General features: G+C 70.4%; 17 protein-coding genes. 11 read left to right on the top strand and 6 right to left on the bottom strand.

The features are described from left to right. Nucleotides 1–45 precede the first annotated feature (45 nt). The 5 genes from B351_RS0111340 to B351_RS0111320 all read left to right on the top strand — a co-directional run bounded on the left by B351_RS0111340 (nucleotide 46) and on the right by B351_RS0111320 (nucleotide 5,043). Entirely contained in the window at nucleotides 46–1,044 is a 999-nt protein-coding gene (locus B351_RS0111340) for a DNA-directed RNA polymerase subunit alpha (protein WP_019399165.1), read from the top strand. 232 nt (nucleotides 1,045–1,276) lie between these two features. Further along, complete coding sequence (gene rplQ, locus B351_RS0111335) at nucleotides 1,277–1,651, top strand: 50S ribosomal protein L17 (protein WP_019399164.1); 375 nt, start codon at nucleotides 1,277–1,279, stop codon at nucleotides 1,649–1,651. Between the two features lie 126 nt (nucleotides 1,652–1,777). Continuing rightward, nucleotides 1,778–2,296, top strand: coding sequence for a disulfide bond formation protein B (locus tag B351_RS0111330; protein WP_019399163.1), 519 nt, complete (start codon nucleotides 1,778–1,780; stop codon nucleotides 2,294–2,296). A 35-nt stretch (nucleotides 2,297–2,331) separates the two neighbouring features. Further along, nucleotides 2,332–3,729 carry a class II 3-deoxy-7-phosphoheptulonate synthase gene (locus B351_RS0111325; RefSeq protein WP_019399162.1) on the top strand — a complete coding sequence of 466 codons (1,398 nt, stop codon included), beginning with the start codon at nucleotides 2,332–2,334 and terminating at the stop codon, nucleotides 3,727–3,729. Between the two features lie 144 nt (nucleotides 3,730–3,873). Then, the gene (locus B351_RS0111320; protein WP_019399161.1) at nucleotides 3,874–5,043 is read left to right on the top strand and encodes a mechanosensitive ion channel family protein; all 1,170 of its coding nucleotides are present in this window, start codon (nucleotides 3,874–3,876) and stop codon (nucleotides 5,041–5,043) included. On the opposite strand, the gene B351_RS0111315 is transcribed toward B351_RS0111320, so the two are convergent. Both B351_RS0111315 and typA read right to left on the bottom strand, forming a co-directional pair. Beyond that, entirely contained in the window at nucleotides 5,044–6,621 is a 1,578-nt protein-coding gene (locus B351_RS0111315) for an amidase (RefSeq protein WP_019399160.1), read from the bottom strand. A gap of 131 nt (nucleotides 6,622–6,752) precedes the next feature. Then, nucleotides 6,753–8,582: a translational GTPase TypA gene (typA, locus tag B351_RS0111310; protein WP_019399159.1), complete on the bottom strand. Its 1,830-nt coding sequence runs from the start codon at nucleotides 8,580–8,582 to the stop codon at nucleotides 6,753–6,755. Nucleotides 8,583–8,707: 125 nt separating this feature from the next. On the opposite strand from typA, the gene B351_RS0111305 reads away from it, so the two are divergent. The 3 genes from B351_RS0111305 to B351_RS0111295 all read left to right on the top strand — a co-directional run bounded on the left by B351_RS0111305 (nucleotide 8,708) and on the right by B351_RS0111295 (nucleotide 10,756). Continuing rightward, entirely contained in the window at nucleotides 8,708–9,202 is a 495-nt protein-coding gene (locus tag B351_RS0111305; RefSeq protein ID WP_019399158.1) for a peptidylprolyl isomerase, read from the top strand. A 136-nt stretch (nucleotides 9,203–9,338) separates the two neighbouring features. Further along, the gene (locus tag B351_RS0111300) at nucleotides 9,339–9,695 is read left to right on the top strand and encodes a glutaredoxin domain-containing protein (RefSeq protein WP_019399157.1); all 357 of its coding nucleotides are present in this window, start codon (nucleotides 9,339–9,341) and stop codon (nucleotides 9,693–9,695) included. Nucleotides 9,696–9,769: 74 nt separating this feature from the next. Continuing rightward, nucleotides 9,770–10,756 (top strand): malate dehydrogenase, encoded by a 987-nt coding sequence (locus tag B351_RS0111295; protein ID WP_026010631.1) that lies wholly within the window; start codon nucleotides 9,770–9,772, stop codon nucleotides 10,754–10,756. A 128-nt stretch (nucleotides 10,757–10,884) separates the two neighbouring features. Here B351_RS0111295 and B351_RS16745 read toward each other — a convergent pair whose 3' ends face one another. Then, nucleotides 10,885–11,964: an FAD-dependent monooxygenase gene (locus tag B351_RS16745; protein ID WP_198006219.1), complete on the bottom strand. Its 1,080-nt coding sequence runs from the start codon at nucleotides 11,962–11,964 to the stop codon at nucleotides 10,885–10,887. A gap of 255 nt (nucleotides 11,965–12,219) precedes the next feature. Between B351_RS16745 and B351_RS0111285 the strand changes: the two genes are divergently transcribed. Beyond that, complete coding sequence (locus tag B351_RS0111285; protein ID WP_019399154.1) at nucleotides 12,220–12,828, top strand: TetR/AcrR family transcriptional regulator; 609 nt, start codon at nucleotides 12,220–12,222, stop codon at nucleotides 12,826–12,828. Between the two features lie 63 nt (nucleotides 12,829–12,891). Here the strand turns inward: B351_RS0111285 and B351_RS0111280 are convergent, their stop codons facing one another. The 3 genes from B351_RS0111280 to B351_RS0111270 all read right to left on the bottom strand — a co-directional run bounded on the left by B351_RS0111280 (nucleotide 12,892) and on the right by B351_RS0111270 (nucleotide 15,455). Continuing rightward, nucleotides 12,892–13,176: a DUF1330 domain-containing protein gene (locus B351_RS0111280; RefSeq protein WP_019399153.1), complete on the bottom strand. Its 285-nt coding sequence runs from the start codon at nucleotides 13,174–13,176 to the stop codon at nucleotides 12,892–12,894. Nucleotides 13,177–13,262: 86 nt separating this feature from the next. After that, complete coding sequence (locus B351_RS0111275) at nucleotides 13,263–14,435, bottom strand: L-dopachrome tautomerase-related protein (RefSeq protein WP_019399152.1); 1,173 nt, start codon at nucleotides 14,433–14,435, stop codon at nucleotides 13,263–13,265. Nucleotides 14,436–14,447: 12 nt separating this feature from the next. Next, complete coding sequence (locus tag B351_RS0111270; RefSeq protein ID WP_019399151.1) at nucleotides 14,448–15,455, bottom strand: zinc-binding alcohol dehydrogenase family protein; 1,008 nt, start codon at nucleotides 15,453–15,455, stop codon at nucleotides 14,448–14,450. 93 nt (nucleotides 15,456–15,548) lie between these two features. On the opposite strand from B351_RS0111270, the gene B351_RS0111265 reads away from it, so the two are divergent. Beyond that, complete coding sequence (locus B351_RS0111265; RefSeq protein WP_039731454.1) at nucleotides 15,549–16,472, top strand: LysR family transcriptional regulator; 924 nt, start codon at nucleotides 15,549–15,551, stop codon at nucleotides 16,470–16,472. Nucleotides 16,473–16,690: 218 nt separating this feature from the next. Further along, nucleotides 16,691–18,583, top strand: coding sequence for a propionate--CoA ligase (prpE, locus tag B351_RS0111260; protein WP_019399149.1), 1,893 nt, complete (start codon nucleotides 16,691–16,693; stop codon nucleotides 18,581–18,583). The last annotated feature ends 249 nt before the right edge of the window (nucleotides 18,584–18,832 follow it).

Here is an 18,832-nt window from a genome sequence, read left to right as displayed (position 1 = left end):
GCCGGCGCCTCCGGATCGTCGGTCCATTGCAGGAGAATCCGCAACATGACGGTTACCGCCAACCAGGTCCTGCGTCCGCGCGGACCGCAGATCGAACGCCTCAATGGCAATCGCGCCAAGATCGTGATCGAGCCGCTGGAGCGCGGCTACGGGCACACGCTGGGCAACGCCCTGCGTCGCGTGCTGCTGTCCTCGATCCCGGGCTTCGCGATTACCGAGGTCGAGATCGACGGCGTGCTGCACGAGTACACCACGGTCGAGGGCCTGCAGGAGGACGTGCTGGAAGTCCTGCTGAACCTGAAGGATGTCGCCATCCGCATGCATAGCGGCGAGAGCACCACCCTGACCCTGAACAAGCAGGGCCCGGGCGTGGTCACCGCCGGCGACATCAAGACCGACCACAGCGTCGAGATCATCAACCCCGACCACGTCATCTGCCACCTGACCAAGGACACCGCGCTGAACATGCGGCTGAAGGTGGAGCGCGGCCTGGGCTACCAGCCGGCCACCTCGCGCCGCCGCCCGGACGAGGAGAGCCGCGCGATCGGCCGCCTGGTCCTGGACGCCTCGTTCTCGCCGGTCCGTCGCGTCGCCTACTCGGTCGAAGCCGCGCGCGTCGAGCAGCGCACCGACCTGGACAAGCTGGTCATCGACATCGAGACCAACGGCACCATCGACGCCGAGGAAGCCGTGCGCACCGCCGCCGACATCCTGAGCGACCAGCTGTCGGTGTTCGGCGACTTCACCCACCGCGACCGCGGTGCGGCCAAGCCGGCCCAGACCGGCATCGACCCGGTGCTGCTGCGCCCGATCGACGACCTGGAGCTGACCGTGCGTTCGGCCAACTGCCTGAAGGCCGAGAGCATCTACTACATCGGCGACCTGATCCAGAAGACCGAGGTCGAGCTGCTCAAGACCCCGAACCTGGGCAAGAAGTCGCTCACCGAGATCAAGGAAGTGCTTGCCCAGCGCGGCCTTTCGCTCGGCATGAAGCTGGAGAACTGGCCGCCGGCCGGCGTCGCCGCCCACGGCATGCTCGGCTGACGAGCCTGGCGACGGCTGGCGTCCCTATGGGCGCCGGCCGTTGCCGCAGCAATACCCGCAGTACCGCAAGACGGCCCCGGCGACGGGGCAACAGCGCCGACGGACCCTTAAGGTCCGCGGCGACTTTCCGGCCAGGGAGGCCGGTAGGGCCAGCGCAGTCCGATGTTCCAGCGCCAGGGATGGCGACAGCGAAGTACAGAGACCCAACATTCATCGATAAGGACAAACCGCCATGCGCCACCAGAAAGCCGGCCGCAAGTTCAACCGCACCAGCTCGCACCGCGAAGCCATGTTCCGCAACATGGCCGCCTCGCTGTTCAAGCACGAGCTGATCAAGACCACCCTGCCCAAGGCCAAGGAACTGCGTCGCGTCGCCGAGCCGCTGATCACCCTGGCCAAGGTCGACTCGGTCGCCACCCGCCGCCTGGCCTTCGCCCGCCTGCGCGACAAGGAAGCGGTCGGCAACCTGTTCACCAAGTTCGGCCCGCGCTACCAGAGCCGTCCGGGTGGCTACCTGCGCATCCTCAAGTGCGGCTTCCGCGCCGGCGACAACGCCCCGATGGCGTACGTCGAACTGGTCGACCGCCCCGAGGCTGCCGCCGAGTAATCCCGGCGTAGCGAGCGAACCGAGAACCCCGGCCCCGGCCGGGGTTTTCCGTTTCAGCTGTCACCCTTTTTCCTGTTCGCGGCCGCGATGCGGAATAATCGGCCCAATCTTTCCTGGCCGTGCCCGATGAATCCGTTCGACTGGAGCTTTCGCGCCCGTTTCCTCGCAGGCTTCCTGGCCTGCGCCGCGCTGCTGGCCTACGCGATCTACACCCAGCTCTACCAGGGGCTGGAGCCGTGCCCGCTGTGCATCTTCCAGCGCCTGGCCTTCGCCGCGCTGGCCCTGGTGTTCCTGGTCGGCGGCCTGCACGCGCCCAAGGGCATCGGTGCCCGCCGCGTGTACGGCGTGCTGCTGCTGGCGGTCGGCGCGGTTGGCGCCGGCATCGCCGGGCGCCACGTATGGCTGCAGAACCTGCCGCCGGAACTGGCCCCGTCCTGCGGGCCGCCGCTGTCCTTCCTGCAGGAGACCATGGGGCCGCTGCAGCTGGTGCGCCGGGTGCTGACCGGCACCGGCAACTGCGGCGACGTGGACTGGACCTTCCTCGGCCTGGGCATGCCGGCGTGGAGCCTGGCCTGCTTCGTGCTGCTGACCGCCTGGGGCCTGCTGGCGGCGCTGCGCCGCCCGCGCGGCCGCAGCCGCTACTGAACCCCGGCCCTTTCCCTTCCTTCCGGTAACCCGCCATGAGCACCCCCGAACGCAACCTGCATCCCGTCGACCTGTCCGGTGGCTGGACCCCGGACAGCTGGCGCACCCGGCCGGCGCTGCAGATGCCGACCTACCCGGACCAGGCGGCGCTGGAGCGGGCGCTGGCCGAACTGCGCCACCTGCCGCCGCTGGTGACCTCCTGGGAGATCCTGGCGCTCAAGCGCCAACTGGCCGAGGCCCAGGAGGGCAAGCGCTTCCTGCTGCAGGGCGGCGACTGCGCCGAGAACTTCGCCGACTGCGAGTCCGGCACCATTTCCAACCGGCTCAAGGTGCTGCTGCAGATGAGCCTGGTGCTGGTGCACGGCCTGCGCCTGCCGGTGGTGCGCGTCGGCCGCTTCGCGGGCCAGTACGCCAAGCCGCGCTCGGCGGACATGGAGACCCGCGGCGAGGTCAGCCTGCCCAGCTACCGCGGCGACGTGGTCAACGGCCCGGAGTTCACCGCGCAGGCGCGCGTGCCCGACCCGCAGCGCATGCTGACCGCGCACGCGCGCTCGGCGATGACCATGAACTTCGTGCGCGCCCTGATCGACGGCGGCTTCGCCGACCTGCACCACCCGGAGTACTGGAACCTCAGCTGGGTGCGCTGCTCGCCGCTGGCCGAGGACTACCAGAAGATGGTCAACTCCATCGGCGACGCGGTGCGCTTCATGGAGACCCTGGCCGGGGCCGAGGTGCACAACCTCAACCGCATCGACTTCTACACCTCGCACGAGGCGCTGCTGCTGCCGTACGAGGAGGCGCTGACCCGCCAGGTGCCGCGGCAGCACGGCTGGTTCAACCTGTCCACCCACTTCCCGTGGATCGGCATGCGCACCGCCGCGCTGGACGGCGCGCACGTGGAGTACTTCCGCGGCATCCGCAACCCGATCGCGATCAAGGTCGGCCCCTCGGTGCAGCCGGACCAGCTGCTGCGCCTGATCGACGTGCTCAACCCCGAGGACGAGCCGGGCCGGCTGACCTTCATCCACCGCATGGGCGCGGCCCAGATCGCCGGGAAGCTGCCGCCGCTGCTGGAGGCGGTCAGGCGCGACGGCCGCCGCGTGCTGTGGGTGTGCGACGCCATGCACGGCAACACCGAGAGCACCAGCAACGGCTACAAGACCCGGCGCTTCGCCAACATCCTCAGCGAGGTGGAGCAGAGCTTCGACCTGCACGCTGCGGCCGGTACCCGCCTGGGCGGCGTGCACCTGGAGCTGACCGGCGAGGACGTCACCGAGTGCACCGGCGGGGCGCGCGAACTCAAGGACGCCGACCTGGAGCGCGCCTACCGCTCCACCGTCGACCCGCGCCTGAACTACGAGCAGTCGCTGGAGATCGCCATGGCGATCGTGCGCAAGCAGGGCCAGCAGCGCGCCGCCGAAGCGCGCGGCTGACGCCGCGGCTCGGGCAGGGCCGCGTGGGGCGCGCTTGCGCGCTCCTCACGCCGGCATCGGCAGCATGGAGCATCGACCGGTGCGCCATGCCACGGAACACCGCACGGCATGGCTGCCACTCACGGCAACGCGAGGAGCAGACAGATGCCCGATCCGCACTTCCTGATCGCCGGCGTGCCGGTGCCCGACTGGCGCCTGGCCGCCGCCTACGCCATCCCGATCGGCGCGGCCCTGCTGCTGGGCCTGGTGGTGCACTACGTGCTGCGCCGCTACGCGCGGCGCATCGCGCTGAAGGACTCCAGCCGCGCACGGGTGGCGCACGCGGTGATCCTGCCGCTGGCCTTCGCCCTGCCGCTGATCTTCCTCGGCCAGGCCCTGCGCGCGGTGCCGATGCCGGAGGAGCACCTGGCCAACTGGCTGCACCTGTTGCGCCTGGCCGTGTTCGGCTGCTTCACCTGGCTGCTGGTGCGCATCGTCGGCGCGGTCGAGGCCTCGATCCTGCGCCACAACCCGATGGAAGTCGCAGACAACCTGCACGCGCGCCGGATCCAGACCCAGACCCGGGTGCTGAGCCGGGTGGTGCAGGGCGGGATCATCCTGCTCGGTGCCGCACTGGCGCTGATGACCTTCCCGGCGGTGCGCCAGGTCGGGGCCACCCTGCTGGCCTCGGCGGGCATCGCCGGCCTGGTCGCCGGCATCGCCGCGCGCCCGGTGTTCGGCAACCTGATCGCCGGCCTGCAGATCGCCCTGGCCCAGCCCATCCGCCTGGACGACGTGGTGATCGTGGAAGGGGAATGGGGCCGGATCGAGGAGATCACCAGCACCTACGTGGTGGTGCGCATCTGGGACGAGCGGCGCATGGTGGTGCCGTTGTCGTGGTTCATCGAGAACCCGTTCCAGAACTGGACCCGGCGCACCGCGCAGATGCTCGGCACCGCCTTCCTGTGGCTGGACTACCGCACGCCGATGGAGGAGGTGCGCACCGAGCTGCAGCGCATCTGCAACGAGGACCCGCGCTGGGACGGGCGGGTGTGCATCGCCCAGGTCACCGAGACCGGCGAGCACGTGATGCAGGTGCGCCTGCTGGTGAGCGCCCGCGATTCCGGCGAGGCCTTCGACCTGCGCTGCGCGGTGCGCGAGCGGATGATCGACTTCCTCGCCCGCCACCATCCCTACGCGTTGCCGCGGCTGCGCGCGCAGATCGACCGCGACGAAGCGCCGCAGCGCGGCCGCTACCAGGCCCCGCCGGACGTGCCCGATTCGCCGCGCGCCGAGGACGGCGAGGCGGTGGTCGAGCCGCCGGCGCCGGCCTGATCAGCGCGCCGCGGCTGCGTCCTGCAGTTTGGGGGCGCGGCGCGCCCGCAGCAGGGATTCGAAGGCGTGGCCGATGCGCAGCAGGCGCGCCTCGCTCCAGGCCGGGCCGTAGAAGCCCAGGCCCAGCGGCAGTCCGCCGGCCTCGCCCATGGGCACGGTGAGCGAGGGATAGCCGGCCACCGCGGCGGCGCTGTAGCTGGCCGCCACGTCCGGATCGCCGCCGGCCTCGATCTTCCAGGCCACGTCGGTGACCGGCGCGACCAGCACGTCGAGCTGGTGCGCGCGCAGGGGCGCATCGATGCCTTCGGGCCCGGCCAGGCGGCGGGCTCGCTCGCGCGCGGCCAGGTAGCCCGGGTCGTCCAGGCCGCCGGTGGCGGCCGCCTGCTCGAACAGCTCCTGGCCGAACAGCGGCATCACCGCGTCGGCGTGCTCGCGGTTGAACGCCATCAGCGCCTCCAGGGTCTGCAGCGGCGCGTCGTGTTCGCGCAGGTAGCGCTCCAGGCCGGCATGGAACTCGTGCAGCAGGACCTGGAACTCGTCCTTCTTCCACTGGCCCTCGGTCGGCAGGTCGACCTCGACCACGGTGGCGCCGGCCGCGCGCAGCACTTCCATGGCCGCGGTGGTGGCCGCCGCGGCCGCGGGCGAGACCTCCTCCACGTGCTTGCGCAGCAGGCCGATGCGCAGGCCGCGCACGACCCCGGTGCCGTCCAGCTGCGCGGCGTAGTCGGAGCCGGAGCCGGCGATCGCGGCGCTGGCCGGGTCGGCCGGGTCGGCGCCGGCGATGGCCGCCAGCACCAGGGCCGCGTCCTCGACCGTGCGCGCCATCGGGCCGGCGGTGTCCTGGCTGTGCGCGATCGGCACGATCCCGTCGCGGCTGACCAGGCCGACGGTGGGCTTGAGCCCGACGATGCCGGTGACCGCCGCCGGGCAGAGGATGCTGCCGTCGGTTTCGGTGCCGATGCCGACCACCGCGAGGTTGGCGGCCAGCGCCACCGCGGTGCCGGAGCTGGAGCCGCAGGGCGAGCGGTCCGGCGCATAGGGATTGCGCGCCTGGCCGCCGGCCGAGCTCCAGCCGGAAATGGAGCGGGTGGAGCGGAAGTTGGCCCACTCGCTGAGGTTGGCCTTGCCCAGGATCACCGCGCCGGCCTGGCGCAGGCGCTGGACCAGGAAGGCGTCGCGCCGCGGGCGCAGGTCCCGCAACGCCAGGCTGCCGGCGGTGGTGGCCATCGGCGTGGCGTCGATGTTGTCCTTGAGCACCACCGGGATGCCGTGCAGCGGCCCGCGCACGCGCCCGGCGCGGCGCTCGGCGTCCAGCGCCGCGGCCTCGGCCAGCGCGTCCGGGTTGAGCGCGATGTAGGCGTTGAGCCGCGGCCCGTTGCGGTCCAGCGCCTCGATCCGCGCCTGGTAGGCCCGCACCAGTTCCTGGCTGCTGGTGCGGCCGCTGGCCATGGCCTCCTGCAGCTGCCGGATCCCGGCCTCGGCATGGGCGAACTCCGCTTCCGGCCGGGCCGCGTCGGCGGCGCAGCCGGCTCCCAGCGCGGCCAGCATGGCCGCCATCACGATCCGCAGTGCAGGCATCGGCAATTCCCCCGGTTTGGCCCCGCGCAGCCTAGCGGCGCGCGCGCCGGCCCGCAAACGCGAAACGCCGGCGAGGGGCCGGCGTTTCGCAATCCATACGGGGCGCGGCGGGCACGCCCCGGGGCAGGATCTCAGGCCGAGCGCGAGGCGCGCTTGCGGTCGCTCTCGGTCAGCAGCTTCTTGCGCAGGCGGATGGCCTTGGGCGTGACCTCGACCAGCTCGTCCTCCTCGATGAACTCCAGCGCCTGCTCCAGCGACATGCGGATCGGCGGGGTCAGCGAGATGGCGTCGTCCTTGCCGGCGGCGCGGATGTTGGTCAGCTGCTTCTCGCGCAGGGCGTTGACGGTCAGGTCGTTGTCCTTGGCGTGGATGCCGACCAGCATGCCCTCGTAGATGTCCTCGCCGGCGTCGATCAGCAGGCGGCCACGCTCCTGCAGGCCCATCAGCGCGTAGCCCGGGGCCTTGCCCTGGCCGTTGGAGATCATCACGCCGTTGGGGCGCTTGGCAATCGCGCCTTCCTGCTTCGGGCCGTAGTGGTCGAAGATGTGGAACATCAGGCCCGAGCCGGAGGTCAGGGTCTTGAACTCGCTCTGGAAGCCGATCAGGCCGCGCGCCGGGATCATGTAGTCCAGGCGCACGCGGCCCTTGCCGTCCAGCTCCATGTTGCGCAGCTGGCCCTTGCGGATGCCCAGCTTCTCCATCACGCCGCCCTGGTGCTCCTCCTCCACGTCGACCACCAGCTGCTCGTACGGCTCCATCATCTGGCCGTCGATCTCCTTGATGATCACCTCCGGGCGCGACACGCCCAGCTCGTAGCCCTCGCGGCGCATGGTCTCGATCAGCACCGACAGGTGCAGCTCGCCGCGGCCGGAGACCTTGAAGCGGTCCGGGTCCTCGGTGTCCTCCACGCGCAGGGCGACGTTGTGCAGGGTCTCGCGGACCAGGCGCTCGCGGATCTGGCGGCTGGTGAGGAACTTGCCGCCGGAGAAATCCTTGTTGCCGGCGAACGGCGAGTTGTTGACCTGGAAGGTCATCGAGATGGTTGGCTCGTCCACGCTCAGCGCCGGCAGCGCCTCCGGCGCGGACGGGTCGGTGATGGTGTCGGAGATTCCCAGGCCCTCGATGCCGGAGATGGCGACGATGTCACCGGCCTGCGCCTCGGCCACCTCGTGCCGCTCCAGGCCCAGGAAGCCCAGCACCTGCAGCACCTTGCCCTGGCGCTTCTTGCCCTCGCGGTCGACGATCGCCACCGGCATGTTCGGGCGCACGCGGCCGCGCTGGATGCGGCCGATGCCGATCAGGCCGACGTAGCTGTTGTAGTCCAGCTGGCTGATGCGCATCTGGAACGGGCCTTCCAGGTCGACCTGCGGCGGGTTGACGTGCTCCATGATCGCCTCGTACAGCGGGGTCATGTCGCCGCTGCGGGCCTCCGGGTCGAGGCTGGCGTAGCCATTGAGCGCCGAGGCATAGACGATCGGGAAGTCCATCTGCTCCTCGGTCGCGCCGAGGCGGTCGAACAGGTCCCACACCTGCTCGACGACCCAGTCGGGGCGCGCACCGGGGCGGTCGATCTTGTTGACCACCACGATCGGCTTGAAGCCCATCGCGAAGGCCTTCTGGGTCACGAAGCGGGTCTGCGGCATCGGGCCGTCCATCGCGTCCACCAGCAGCAGCACCGAGTCCACCATCGACAGCACCCGCTCCACCTCGCCGCCGAAGTCCGCGTGCCCGGGGGTATCGACGATGTTGATGCGGTTGCCGTTCCAGTTGATGGCGGTGTTCTTGGCCAGGATGGTGATGCCGCGTTCCTTTTCCTGGTCGTTGCTGTCCATCACGCGCTCGCCCAGCTGGGTGCGTTCGCTGAAGGTGCCGGACTGCTTCAGCAGCTGGTCGACGAGGGTGGTCTTGCCATGGTCGACGTGGGCGACGATGGCGATATTGCGCAGGTTTTCGATGGACATGTTTTCTGGGATCGGGAAAGCCGCACCCGGCTGCCAGGAGCTGGACAGGGCGCGGAAGGATGGGGCGGACGAACGGGCTATTATACCCGGTCAATGGCCCGATCCGGGCGCCTGGAGATGAACCAATGACCGTGACTGCCGTCTTCGACACCGCCAAGGGCGTGATCAAGGTGGACCTGCTGGCCGACAAGGCCCCCCTCACCGTGGCCAATTTCGTCAACCTCGCCCGGCGCGGTTTTTACGACGGCCTGAATTTCCACCGCGTGATCGCCGATTTCATGATCCAGGGCGGCTGCCCCGAGGGCACCGGCCGCGGCGGCCCGGGCTACCGCTTCGAGGACGAGACCAGCAACGGCGTGCCGCACGAGCGCGGCGTGCTGTCCATGGCCAATGCCGGCCCCAACACCAACGGCAGCCAGTTCTTCATCACCCATGTGAAGACCGACTGGCTGGACGGCCGCCACACCGTGTTCGGCAAGGTGACCGAGGGCATGGAAGTGGTGGACGCCATCGCCCAGGGCGACACGATCAACTCGGTGAAGATCGAGGGCGACGCCGAGGCGGTGCTGGCCGCCAAGGCCGACCGCGTGGCCGAGTGGAACCGCTACCTGAGCGCCTGATCCACCCGCGGGGCCGCGCGGCGGCCCCTTCGCGCCCCGCCGCGCGAGAGTTCGCGCCAATGGTTGCGATTGGCAGCGTCCGGGGCCGGCCCGGGGCCGCGTGGTAAAATCCGCGGTCCCTGAGCGACGGATTCCCATGCGCATCCTCGGCTTACTGTTGGTCATCGGCCTGGCCGGCGGCCTGTACGCCTGGTGGTCGAAAGCCCCGGCGGAGCTGCATCCGGACGATCCGCGGCGGCTGACCGGCGAGGCCGGCATCGTGATGCTGGCCGCCGACTGGTGCGGCTACTGCCGCCGCCAGCGCAGCGAATTCGAGCGTGCCGGCGTGCCCTACCGCGTGCTGGACGTCGACCGGGAAGAGGGCGGGCTGGCCATGCGCGCGCTGGACGCGCGCGGCGTCCCGGTCACCGTGGTCGGCCAGGCCGTGGTCCACGGCTACGACCCCGCCGCCTTGGACCAAAGGCTTACCCCGCTGGGCTACGACGTCTATTAACCTGCGCGGCGCCGCACGGTCACGCCGGCGACGCCTTTCCATTACCCGCAACACACACCGAAGGACCTCCACCGATGAAGACCCCCGTTCGAGTTGCCGTGACCGGTGCCGCCGGCCAGATCGGCTATGCCCTGCTGTTCCGCATCGCTTCCGGCGAGATGCTGGGCAAGGACCAGCCCGTGATCCTGCAGCTGCTGGAGCTGCCGATGGAGAAGGCCCAGGCCGCGCTGAAGGGCGTGATCATGGAGCTGGAGGACTGCGCGTTCCCGCTGCTGGCCGGCATCATCGGCACCGACGATCCGGAAGTGGCGTTCAAGGACGCCGACGTGGCCCTGCTGGTCGGCGCGCGTCCGCGCGGCCCGGGCATGGAGCGCAAGGACCTGCTGCTGGAGAACGCCAAGATCTTCACCGCCCAGGGTGCCGCGCTGAACAAGGTCGCCAAGCGCGACGTCAAGGTGCTGGTGGTCGGCAACCCGGCCAACACCAACGCCTACATCGCCATGAAGTCCGCCCCCGACCTGCCGAAGGAGAACTTCACCGCGATGCTGCGCCTGGACCACAACCGCGCGCTGAGCCAGCTGGCCGCCAAGGCCAACGTCGCCGTCGGCGACATCGAGAAGCTGGTGGTGTGGGGCAACCACAGCCCGACCATGTACCCGGACTACCGCTTCGCCACGGTCAAGGGCGAGTCGCTGAAGGACAAGATCAACGACGCCGACTGGAACGCCAACGAGTTCATCCCGAAGGTCGGCAAGCGCGGCGCCGCCATCATCGAGGCCCGCGGCCTGTCCTCGGCCGCCTCGGCCGCCAACGCCGCCATCGACCACATCCGCGACTGGGTGCTGGGCAGCAACGGCAAGTGGGTGACCATGGGCATCCCGTCCGACGGCTCCTACGGCATCCCGGAGGGCGTGATCTTCGGCTTCCCGGTGACCACCGAGAACGGCAAGTACACCATCGTCAAGGACCTGCCGATCGACGAGTTCAGCCAGAAGGCCATCGACAAGACCCTGGCCGAGCTGGAAGAAGAGCGCGCCGGCGTCGCCCACCTGCTGGGCTGATCCGCCGCCGCCGGGCCCGGGCGTGCCGTGCGCGTCCGGGAGCCGGCGCGGAAGCGTGGAAGGGAAAAGCGCCGGACATCGTCCGGCGCTTTTTTTCATCCAGCGGCCGCGTTCCGGCGAGGCCCGCCTTATCCGCCCAGGCCGAGCACGGCGACGTAGTCCGGCAGCTCGAGCAGGCCGTGGGCCTTGCGGTGCCTGGCCGCATGGTCGCCGCCGCCCGGCGCGAAGTGGCCGGCGGCCAGCCTGCGGTTGCGGTGTTCCAGCTCCTCCCGGGTGCGCGGCAGCAGGATCGGTTCGCCATCGGTCGCCAGCGCCTGGTTGGCCTCGACGTAGGGCCGGAGCGCGCGTTCATAGGCCGCGAAGGCCGCTTCCGCGTCGGGCTGGGACGCCAGCTCCCCGGCGAGGACGTAGGCTCCGACCAGGGCGAGGCTGGTGCCCTGTCCCGACAGGAACGAGGGCGCGTAGGCGGCGTCGCCGACCAGCGCCACGCGCCCGGAGGACCAGCGTGGCATGCGGATCTGGCTGACGGTGTCGAAGAACAGGTCGTTCGCCTTCTGCATCGCCTCGACCAGGCGCGGCACCTCCCAGCCGTCGTTCGCGAACACCTCGGCCGTGCGCTTGCGTTGCATGTCCACGTCGCCATGCGAGCGGAACGGCGGCTTGTCGCTGGCGAAGGTGAGGAACGCATGCAGAACCGCGTTGTCGCCGGTCGCGTAGATCCCGGCCATCCGGCCCGGGGCGGCGTAGCTGACGCTCTCGTGGGCGTACCCGGCGTGGTTGGGCATCGAGAACAGGTTGAAGCAGCGCCCGAGGTAGTGATTGAACTTCTCCTCCGGGCCGAACACCAGGGCGCGGGTCCGGGAGTGCAGGCCGTCGGCGCCGATGACGGCATCGAAGCGTTCCCGGGCGCCGCTGTGGAACCACACGTCGATGCCCTTGCCGTCGTCCATCAGGACGTCGATCGCATCGTTGAAGCGGTAGCGGATGCCTTTTTCCCGGGTTGCCTGGTGGAGCAGCGCCGTCAGCGCTCCGCGCGGCAGCTCCAGGTCGCGGCCGGGCACGCTGCCCGTCACCGCCCCGGGCGCCAGGGTGGCGATGGCGGTCCCGTCGCCGTCGACGAAGGTGAGCTTGCGCACTTCCACCTGGGCGGCGCGCAGCCGCGGGAGCAGCCCCATGCGCTCGACCACGTCGACCGCCGTGCCCCTCACGTCGATGGGATACCCCCCCGGCGCGGAACCCCTTGGCGCGCTCGACGACCGAAACCTCGAAGCCGTACCGGTGCAGCCAGTACGCCAGCGCCGGGCCGGCGATGCTCGCGCCGGAGACCAGGATCGTCCTGCGGGGAACCTTGGTGCCAGACATCGGAGTACCTTCCAGTTAAGATGCATGCATGCATCGTATTGACGATGGATCGGGTGCGTCAACAAGATGCGTCCATGTATCTTGTGTGGCAGAGTAGGGGCATGACGACCAATTCCCGCAGGCGCGGCGCGGCGCTGGACGAGGCGATCCTCGAGGCTGCCTGGGCCGAACTGATCGACAACGGCTACGCGGGTTTCACCCTGGAAGGGGTGGCCCGGCGTGCCGGCACCAGCCGCCCGGTCCTGTCCCGTCGCTGGGCGGGCAGCGCGGACCTGGCGGTCGCGGCCATGCGCCATTACATCGCGCAGAACCCGATCCGGGTGCCGGACCTGGGCAACGTCCGCGCGGAACTGGTGCGGTTCCTGCGCGAGGTATCCGATCGCCGCGCGATCACCATCGCCCGCGTGCTGTTCGGCATGAGGGACTACTTCATCGAGACGAGTTCCAGCGTGGCCGACCTGCGCAAGGCGCTGCACGAGCAGCTGGGGACCCGCCCGGTGATCGACGACATCCTCGAGCGGGGCATCCGCCGCGGCGAGATCGATCCGCGCAAGCTGACCGCCCGCCGCATCGCGCTGCCCCTGGAGCTGGTGAGCCACGAAGCGCTCATGACGCTCAAGCCAGTGCCCGCGGCGGTCATCGCCGAGATCCTCGACACCATCTTCCTGCCGCTCGTCGCGGCGGACCGGAAAGCCGCCGCGGCGTGGTGAGCGGGCGCCTGCTGGCGATGGCGCCCGGTGCCTTGCTGCGTTCGCCGGCATGGGCGTGGCTCCTCAGGTGCCCTGGACGATGAAGGCGCGGTACCGCGCTCCCCGGAAGCGGTGGCGGGCGATCGCCTGGTAGGCGTCGCCGTGATACCAGGCACGGGCCGCATCCATGTCGGGGAACTCGAGGATGACGGCCCCTTCGATGGGCGCTCCTTCCAGCATTTCGAATTCGCCGTAGCCCACCCGCACGGTGACGGGGTGGCCGGTGAGCTTGTCCGGTGCCTGGGCGTAGGTCGCCAGTGCTTGCGGATCCAGGGTTTGTTCGCGGGTGAATACGACGTAGGCGGCCATGGGGGACTCCGGTCTGGTCGTGGGGCAGGGTGTGGTGGAGCGTGCCGCGCAGCGGAGGAGGGGTAGGGGCGCTGCGGGCGGGGTGCTCAGGGGGAGCCGGGGGCGCGGGGCACGGCGTCCGGGAGATCGACGCGGAGCACCTCGAACGGCGGCTGCATGGTTGAGGTGCCGTCGTTGAACGGCGCGGCGCCGTCGATCTGCGCGGCCGGCAGGTAGATGTGTCCCTTGCCGTCCAGGAACGGTGCATCGGCCCAGCGCAGGCGCCGGTCGCGCACGACCGGCGCGGTCGTGCCGTCCGGACGCCGCACCACCAGCGTGTTGTCCGCCAACCGCGTGTAGTACAGGCTGCCGTCCGCCGCCATGGCCGTCCCGCCCACCGGCGGGATCCCGAACCACGGACGCACCAGGCGTGCCAGCGCTTCGTCGTCGATGTCGTCGTCGTCCAGGTAGCGCGTCTGGATCTGTGACAGCGGGCCGGACAGCGGGCCGAAATACAGCACCTGGCCGTCCGGGCTCAGTTCCAGCGGATCCGCGTTGACCTGCAGCGGCTTGCCGTCGCCGCCGCGCAGGACCTTGCCGGCGACCTCGATCGTGTCGCCCGCGCGGGCGCGGACGAACGGCTGGCCGTCGAAGCGGCGGCGGACGCGGCCGTCCTCCAGGTCCAGCACCAGGACCGCGCCTTCGCCCGCGTCGGTCAGGTACGCATGCCTGCCGTGGATGCGTATGTCGTCGACGTAGCTGTGTGCCCGGATTGCCTCGTCCGGGATCAGGTAGGTGCGGACCACCGTGTCGGTGCGGGGATCGACGTGGACCACCTTGGGGCCGTGCCGCACCGGTTCGCCGCCGAACTCCGGGGCGCCGCTGTCGACGATCCACAGGCCGCCTTGCGCGTCCTGGTGGATGGCATTGACGCTGACCAGCACGCCGGCCGCTTCCCTGCCCGGTGCCCAGCTGTTCCAGGCCGCGTCCGGGTAGGGGACCAGGGTGCCGTCTTCGCGGGCGATGGCCACGGCCGGGCGCGTGTCGCCGTTGGCCGTCCATCGCGGCGAGCCGACGATGAAACGGCCATTGCCGTCGACGACGACCGCGTTCCAGGGCATGCGGTCGTTCTGGCGCACGACGACCGGCGGCTGTGCCGCGGCGCGCGGCGCGACGGTGGCCGCGGACCCGGCATCCGGCGCGGCGCGGAGCGGCGATGCCGCGGTCATCAGCGCTGCCAGCGCCAGGGCGGTAGCGAACGGGGCGCGGGTGTTGTCCATGTGCGTCCTCCCTCAGAAGCCGGCCAGCACCACCTTGCCCTGCGCCTTGCCGCTCTCGATCAGCGCATGCGCGCGGCGCAGGTTCCCGGCGTTGATGGTGCCCAGCCGGTGGTTGACCGTGCTGCGGATCCGGCCGGCGTCCACCAGCGCGGCCACTTCGGCAAGCAGCCGGCCCTGCTCGTCCATGTCGGGCGTTTCGAACAGCGGCCGGGTGAACATCAGCTCCCAGTGCAGCGAGATCGACTTCAGCTTCAGCTGCATGACGTCCAGCGGCTCGTCGTCGATCACCGCCATGGCGCCCTGCGGCTTGAGGCTCTCGACGATTTCCGCGAAGTGCTCGCCGGTGCGGGTCAGGGCGGCGACGGCGTCGACCTGGTGGATGCCGGCGGCCCTGAGCGCGGTGGACAGCGGCTGGCGATGGTCGATCACCGCATGCGCGCCCAGCTCCAGGCACCACTGCCGGGTTTCCGGCCGCGAGGCGGTGGCGACGATCCGCAGCTGCGTGAGCTGGCGGGCCAGCTGGATCAGGATCGAGCCGACGCCGCCGGCACCGCCGACGACCAGCAGTGTCTGGCCGGCGCCGCCGCCTCTGGGAATGCGCAGGCGGTCGAACAGCAGTTCGTAGGCGGTGATCGCGGTCAGCGGCAGGGCCGCCGCGGCGGCATCGTCGAGCGAGCGCGGCGCGCGGGCGACGATGCGTTCGTCCACCGCGTGCAGTTCGGCGTTGGTGCCCGGGCGGTTGATCGCGCCTGCGTAATAGACCCGGTCGCCTGGCGCAAACAGGGTGACCCCGCTGCCCACGGCTTCGACCACGCCCACCGCGTCCCAGCCCAGGACCTCGACCTGGCCGTCGGCCGGCTTGCGGCCCTGGCGGATCTTGGTATCGACCGGATTGACGGAGATGGCCTTGACCCGCACCAGGAGATCGCGTGGGCCGTAGGCCGGGGTGGGCAGTTCGACGTCCTCCAGGGCGCGGGCATCGGTAATGGGCAGGTTGTGGCGATAACCAACGGCTTTCATGGCGGTGCGTCCTCGGCGTGGTGCGGGTGGAGGACTGCACTCTAGGAATTCAAGCTAGAATTGATAAGCCAACATGATTGAATTCATATTCAAATGTTGATTGAAAATCTTGGCGACCTGCGGGTGCTCGTGCAGACCGCGCGTACCGGCAGCCTGACCGGCGCCGCACGCGCGCTGGGGATCACGCCGGCGGCCGCCAGCGCGACGCTGAAGCGCCTGGAAGCCCAGCTCGGGGTGCGCCTGTTCGAACGTTCCACGCGGGCGATGCGGCTGACCCCGCAGGGCCAGATCCTGCTGGATTACGCCAGCCGCGCGTTCGAGCTGGTGGAGGAAGGCGAGGCGCAGGCCACGGTCGACCGCGCCGGCCTGGTGGGCCTGATCCGCCTGGCTGCGCCCTCGGACCTGGCGCGCGCGACCCTGCTGCCCTGGCTGGACGAATTCATGGCCGCCCACCCCGGCGTGCGCCTCGCGCTGTCGGTCGGCGACCGCCCGCTGGACGTGGTGCGCGACGAGGTCGACCTGGCGATCCGCTATGGCCACCTCGTTGATTCGCGGCTGGTGGCGCGCAGGCTGATGGATACCGCGCCGGTGGTCGTCGCCTCGCCGGCGTACCTGGCGCGGCACCCGGCACCGCAGACGCCGATGGAACTGCTGGGCCACAACTGCCTGGCCTACGACCGCGGCGGCCGCCCGCACCGCACCTGGCGCTTCACCCGCGATGGGCAGTCGGTGGAAGTGCAGGTCGATGGCGACCGCAGCGTGGACGATGCCTCGCTGGCGCGGCAATGGGCGCTCGCCGGCGCCGGCATCCTGATCAAGACCCCGGTCGAACAGCGCCAGGACCTGGCCGAGGGACGCCTGGTGCGGCTGCTGCCGGACTGGCGGACCGAACGCTATCCGCTGAACGCGATCCTGCCCAGCGGACGCTTCGTCCCGGTGCGCGTGCGCGCGCTGGTGGATTTCCTCGCTGCGCGGTTCGAGTACGTCTCTGCGTCGCTGGCCGACTTGCTGGGCTGAGGCCTGCGCCGCCGTCCGCGGAGAACGCCGGCCCGCGACCAAGCCCGCTGCGGCACGGCGCATTGATCGCATCGATCAAGCTGTGGCGTGCAGGAACGCCGGGGAAACCCGGCGTTCCGCGCATTCAGCCCGGTCTTTTCGACCAAGGTCTGACGCGCGGGTCCCATCGACGGGGACTATGCTCGGCCCATTCCCTGCAGGGGAAGTGGGAGAGGGCCATGGGTTACGAAGACTTTTACCGGCGTTCGGTGGAGCAGCCGGAGGAATTCTGGGCCGAAGCGGCCCGCGCCATCGACTGGAAGCAGCCACCGCAGCGCATCCTCGACTACGACAACCCGCCGTTCCGGCGCTGGTTCGTCGGCGGCACCACCAACCTGTGCCACAACGCCGTTGACCGGCACCTGGCCGAACGCGGCGACCAGCTGGCCCTGGTCGGCTGGTCCACCGAGACCGGCCAGGTGCGCGAACTCACCTTCCGCCAGCTGCACCGCGAGGTGAACGCCTTCGCCGCCGTGCTGCAGTCGCTGGGCGCGCGCAAGGGCGAGCGGGTGGTGATCTACATGCCGCACACCGTCGAGGCGGCGGTCGCGATGCTGGCCTGCGCGCGCATCGGTGCGATCCACTCGGTGGTGTTCGGCGGCTTCGCCGCGCACAACCTGGCCGTGCGCATCGACGACGCCAGGCCCGCGGTGCTGGTCTGCGCCGACGCCGGCATGCGCGGCGGCAAGGTGATCCCGTTCAAGCCGCTGGTGGACGAGGCACTGGCGCGCGCGCAGCACCCGCCTGCGCACGTGCTGGTGGTCAACCGCGGCCTGGCCGCCGAGCTGCCGATGCAGGAGGGGCGCGACCTCGAATACGGCCCGCTGGCCGCGCAACACGCGGACGCCGAAGTGCCGGTGGAATGGCTCGAATCCAACGAACCCAGCTACATCCTTTACACCTCCGGCACCACCGGCAAGCCGAAGGGCGTGCAGCGCGACGTCGGCGGCTATGCCGTGGCCCTGGCCCTGTCGATGTGGTCGATCTACGACGTGCGCGCCGGCCAGGCGATGTTCTCCACCTCCGACATCGGCTGGGTGGTGGGCCACTCCTACAACGTCTACGGCCCGCTGATCGCCGGCGCCACCTCGATCCTGTACGAAGGCCTGCCGACCTGCCCGGACCCGGGCATCTGGTGGCGCATCTGCGAGAAGTACGGCGTGCGCACCATGTTCTCCTCGCCCACCGCGGTGCGCGTGCTGAAGAAGCAGGATCCCAAGTGGCTGCGCAGCGCCGACCTGTCGCAGCTGCAGTACCTGTTCCTGGCCGGCGAGCCGCTGGACGAACCCACCGCCGACTGGATCACCAGCGCCCTGGGCAAGACGGTGATCGACAACTACTGGCAGACCGAGACCGGCTGGCCGGTGCTGACCCTGATGCCGGGCGTGGAACTGAAGCCGGTCAAGCTCGGCTCGCCGGGCCTGCCAGCGCCGGGTTACCGCCTGCGCGTGATCGACGAGAACACCGGCCAGGACGTGGGGCCGGGGCAGAAGGGCGTGCTGGCGATCCAGCCGCCGCTGCCGCCCGGCTGCCTGAGCACGGTGTGGGGCGACGACAACCGCTTCATCGCCAGCTACTTCAGCCACTTCAGGGAGCAGCTGTACAGCTCGCTGGACTGGGCGATCCGCGACGAGGACGGCTACACCTTCATCCTTGGCCGCACCGACGACGTGATCAACGTCGCCGGCCACCGCCTGGGCACGCGCGAGATCGAGGAATCGGTGGCCAGCCACCCGGACGTGGCCGAGGCCGCGGTGGTCGGCGTGCACGACGAGGTCAAGGGCCAGGTGCCGGTGGTGTTCGCCACCCTCAAGCGGCCCGACGCCGATCCGGCCGATGCCGCCTGCGCCATGCTGCAGACCGTCACCCGCCAGCTTGGCGCGGTGGCGCGGCCGCAGCGCGTGTACGTGGTCAGCGCCCTGCCCAAGACCCGCTCAGGCAAGCTGCTGCGCCGCTCGCTGCAGGCCCTGGCCGAGCACCGCGACCCGGGCGACCTGTCCACCCTCGACGATCCCAATGCGCTGGAGGAAGTGAAGCGCGCGCTGGAGCGCGGCGCCGACGCCGGCTGCTGAGTGACGGCATGGCGCAAGCGTCCCCCCTTCCTGTAGCCGGGCGCATCCGACTCCCCCCGGATCGCCTGCCGGACGATGGAGGCCGGCAGGCGATGGATGCGTCCGGCCACGGGAACCTCCGGCTTGCCATGGAATACGCGGAACCATGGTCCCGGGTCCGGGCCTTGTTTCCACGAGGGTGCGGGTTGGCGATGATGCCGGGACTGCTGCGCAGGAGCAGTCGCGCGGGCCGCCAGGGCCAGGCATGCA

Source organism: Pseudoxanthomonas sp. GW2, assembly GCF_000283075.1.
Lineage (GTDB): Bacteria > Pseudomonadota > Gammaproteobacteria > Xanthomonadales > Xanthomonadaceae > Pseudoxanthomonas.
Note: the sequence above shows the minus strand (reverse complement) of the source record. Positions and strands in the feature narration are given on the sequence as shown.

Bases quoted from the DNA above. Each gene is read 5' to 3' on its own strand.
- B351_RS0111275 (WP_019399152.1), bottom strand. From the start codon at position 14,435: ATGGACAACACCCGCGCCCCGTTCGCTACCGCCCTGGCGCTGGCAGCG.
- B351_RS0111330 (WP_019399163.1), top strand. From the start codon at position 1,778: ATGAATCCGTTCGACTGGAGCTTTCGCGCCCGTTTCCTCGCAGGCTTC.
- B351_RS0111300 (WP_019399157.1), top strand. From the start codon at position 9,339: ATGCGCATCCTCGGCTTACTGTTGGTCATCGGCCTGGCCGGCGGCCTG.
- B351_RS0111280 (WP_019399153.1), bottom strand. From the start codon at position 13,176: ATGGCCGCCTACGTCGTATTCACCCGCGAACAAACCCTGGATCCGCAA.
- B351_RS0111305 (WP_019399158.1), top strand. From the start codon at position 8,708: ATGACCGTGACTGCCGTCTTCGACACCGCCAAGGGCGTGATCAAGGTG.
- B351_RS0111270 (WP_019399151.1), bottom strand. From the start codon at position 15,455: ATGAAAGCCGTTGGTTATCGCCACAACCTGCCCATTACCGATGCCCGC.
- B351_RS0111340 (WP_019399165.1), top strand. From the start codon at position 46: ATGACGGTTACCGCCAACCAGGTCCTGCGTCCGCGCGGACCGCAGATC.
- B351_RS0111265 (WP_039731454.1), top strand. From the start codon at position 15,549: ATGTTGATTGAAAATCTTGGCGACCTGCGGGTGCTCGTGCAGACCGCG.
- B351_RS0111325 (WP_019399162.1), top strand. From the start codon at position 2,332: ATGAGCACCCCCGAACGCAACCTGCATCCCGTCGACCTGTCCGGTGGC.
- rplQ (WP_019399164.1), top strand. From the start codon at position 1,277: ATGCGCCACCAGAAAGCCGGCCGCAAGTTCAACCGCACCAGCTCGCAC.
- typA (WP_019399159.1), bottom strand. From the start codon at position 8,582: ATGTCCATCGAAAACCTGCGCAATATCGCCATCGTCGCCCACGTCGAC.
- B351_RS0111285 (WP_019399154.1), top strand. From the start codon at position 12,220: ATGACGACCAATTCCCGCAGGCGCGGCGCGGCGCTGGACGAGGCGATC.
- B351_RS0111320 (WP_019399161.1), top strand. From the start codon at position 3,874: ATGCCCGATCCGCACTTCCTGATCGCCGGCGTGCCGGTGCCCGACTGG.
- B351_RS0111315 (WP_019399160.1), bottom strand. From the start codon at position 6,621: ATGCCTGCACTGCGGATCGTGATGGCGGCCATGCTGGCCGCGCTGGGA.
- prpE (WP_019399149.1), top strand. From the start codon at position 16,691: ATGGGTTACGAAGACTTTTACCGGCGTTCGGTGGAGCAGCCGGAGGAA.
- B351_RS0111295 (WP_026010631.1), top strand. From the start codon at position 9,770: ATGAAGACCCCCGTTCGAGTTGCCGTGACCGGTGCCGCCGGCCAGATC.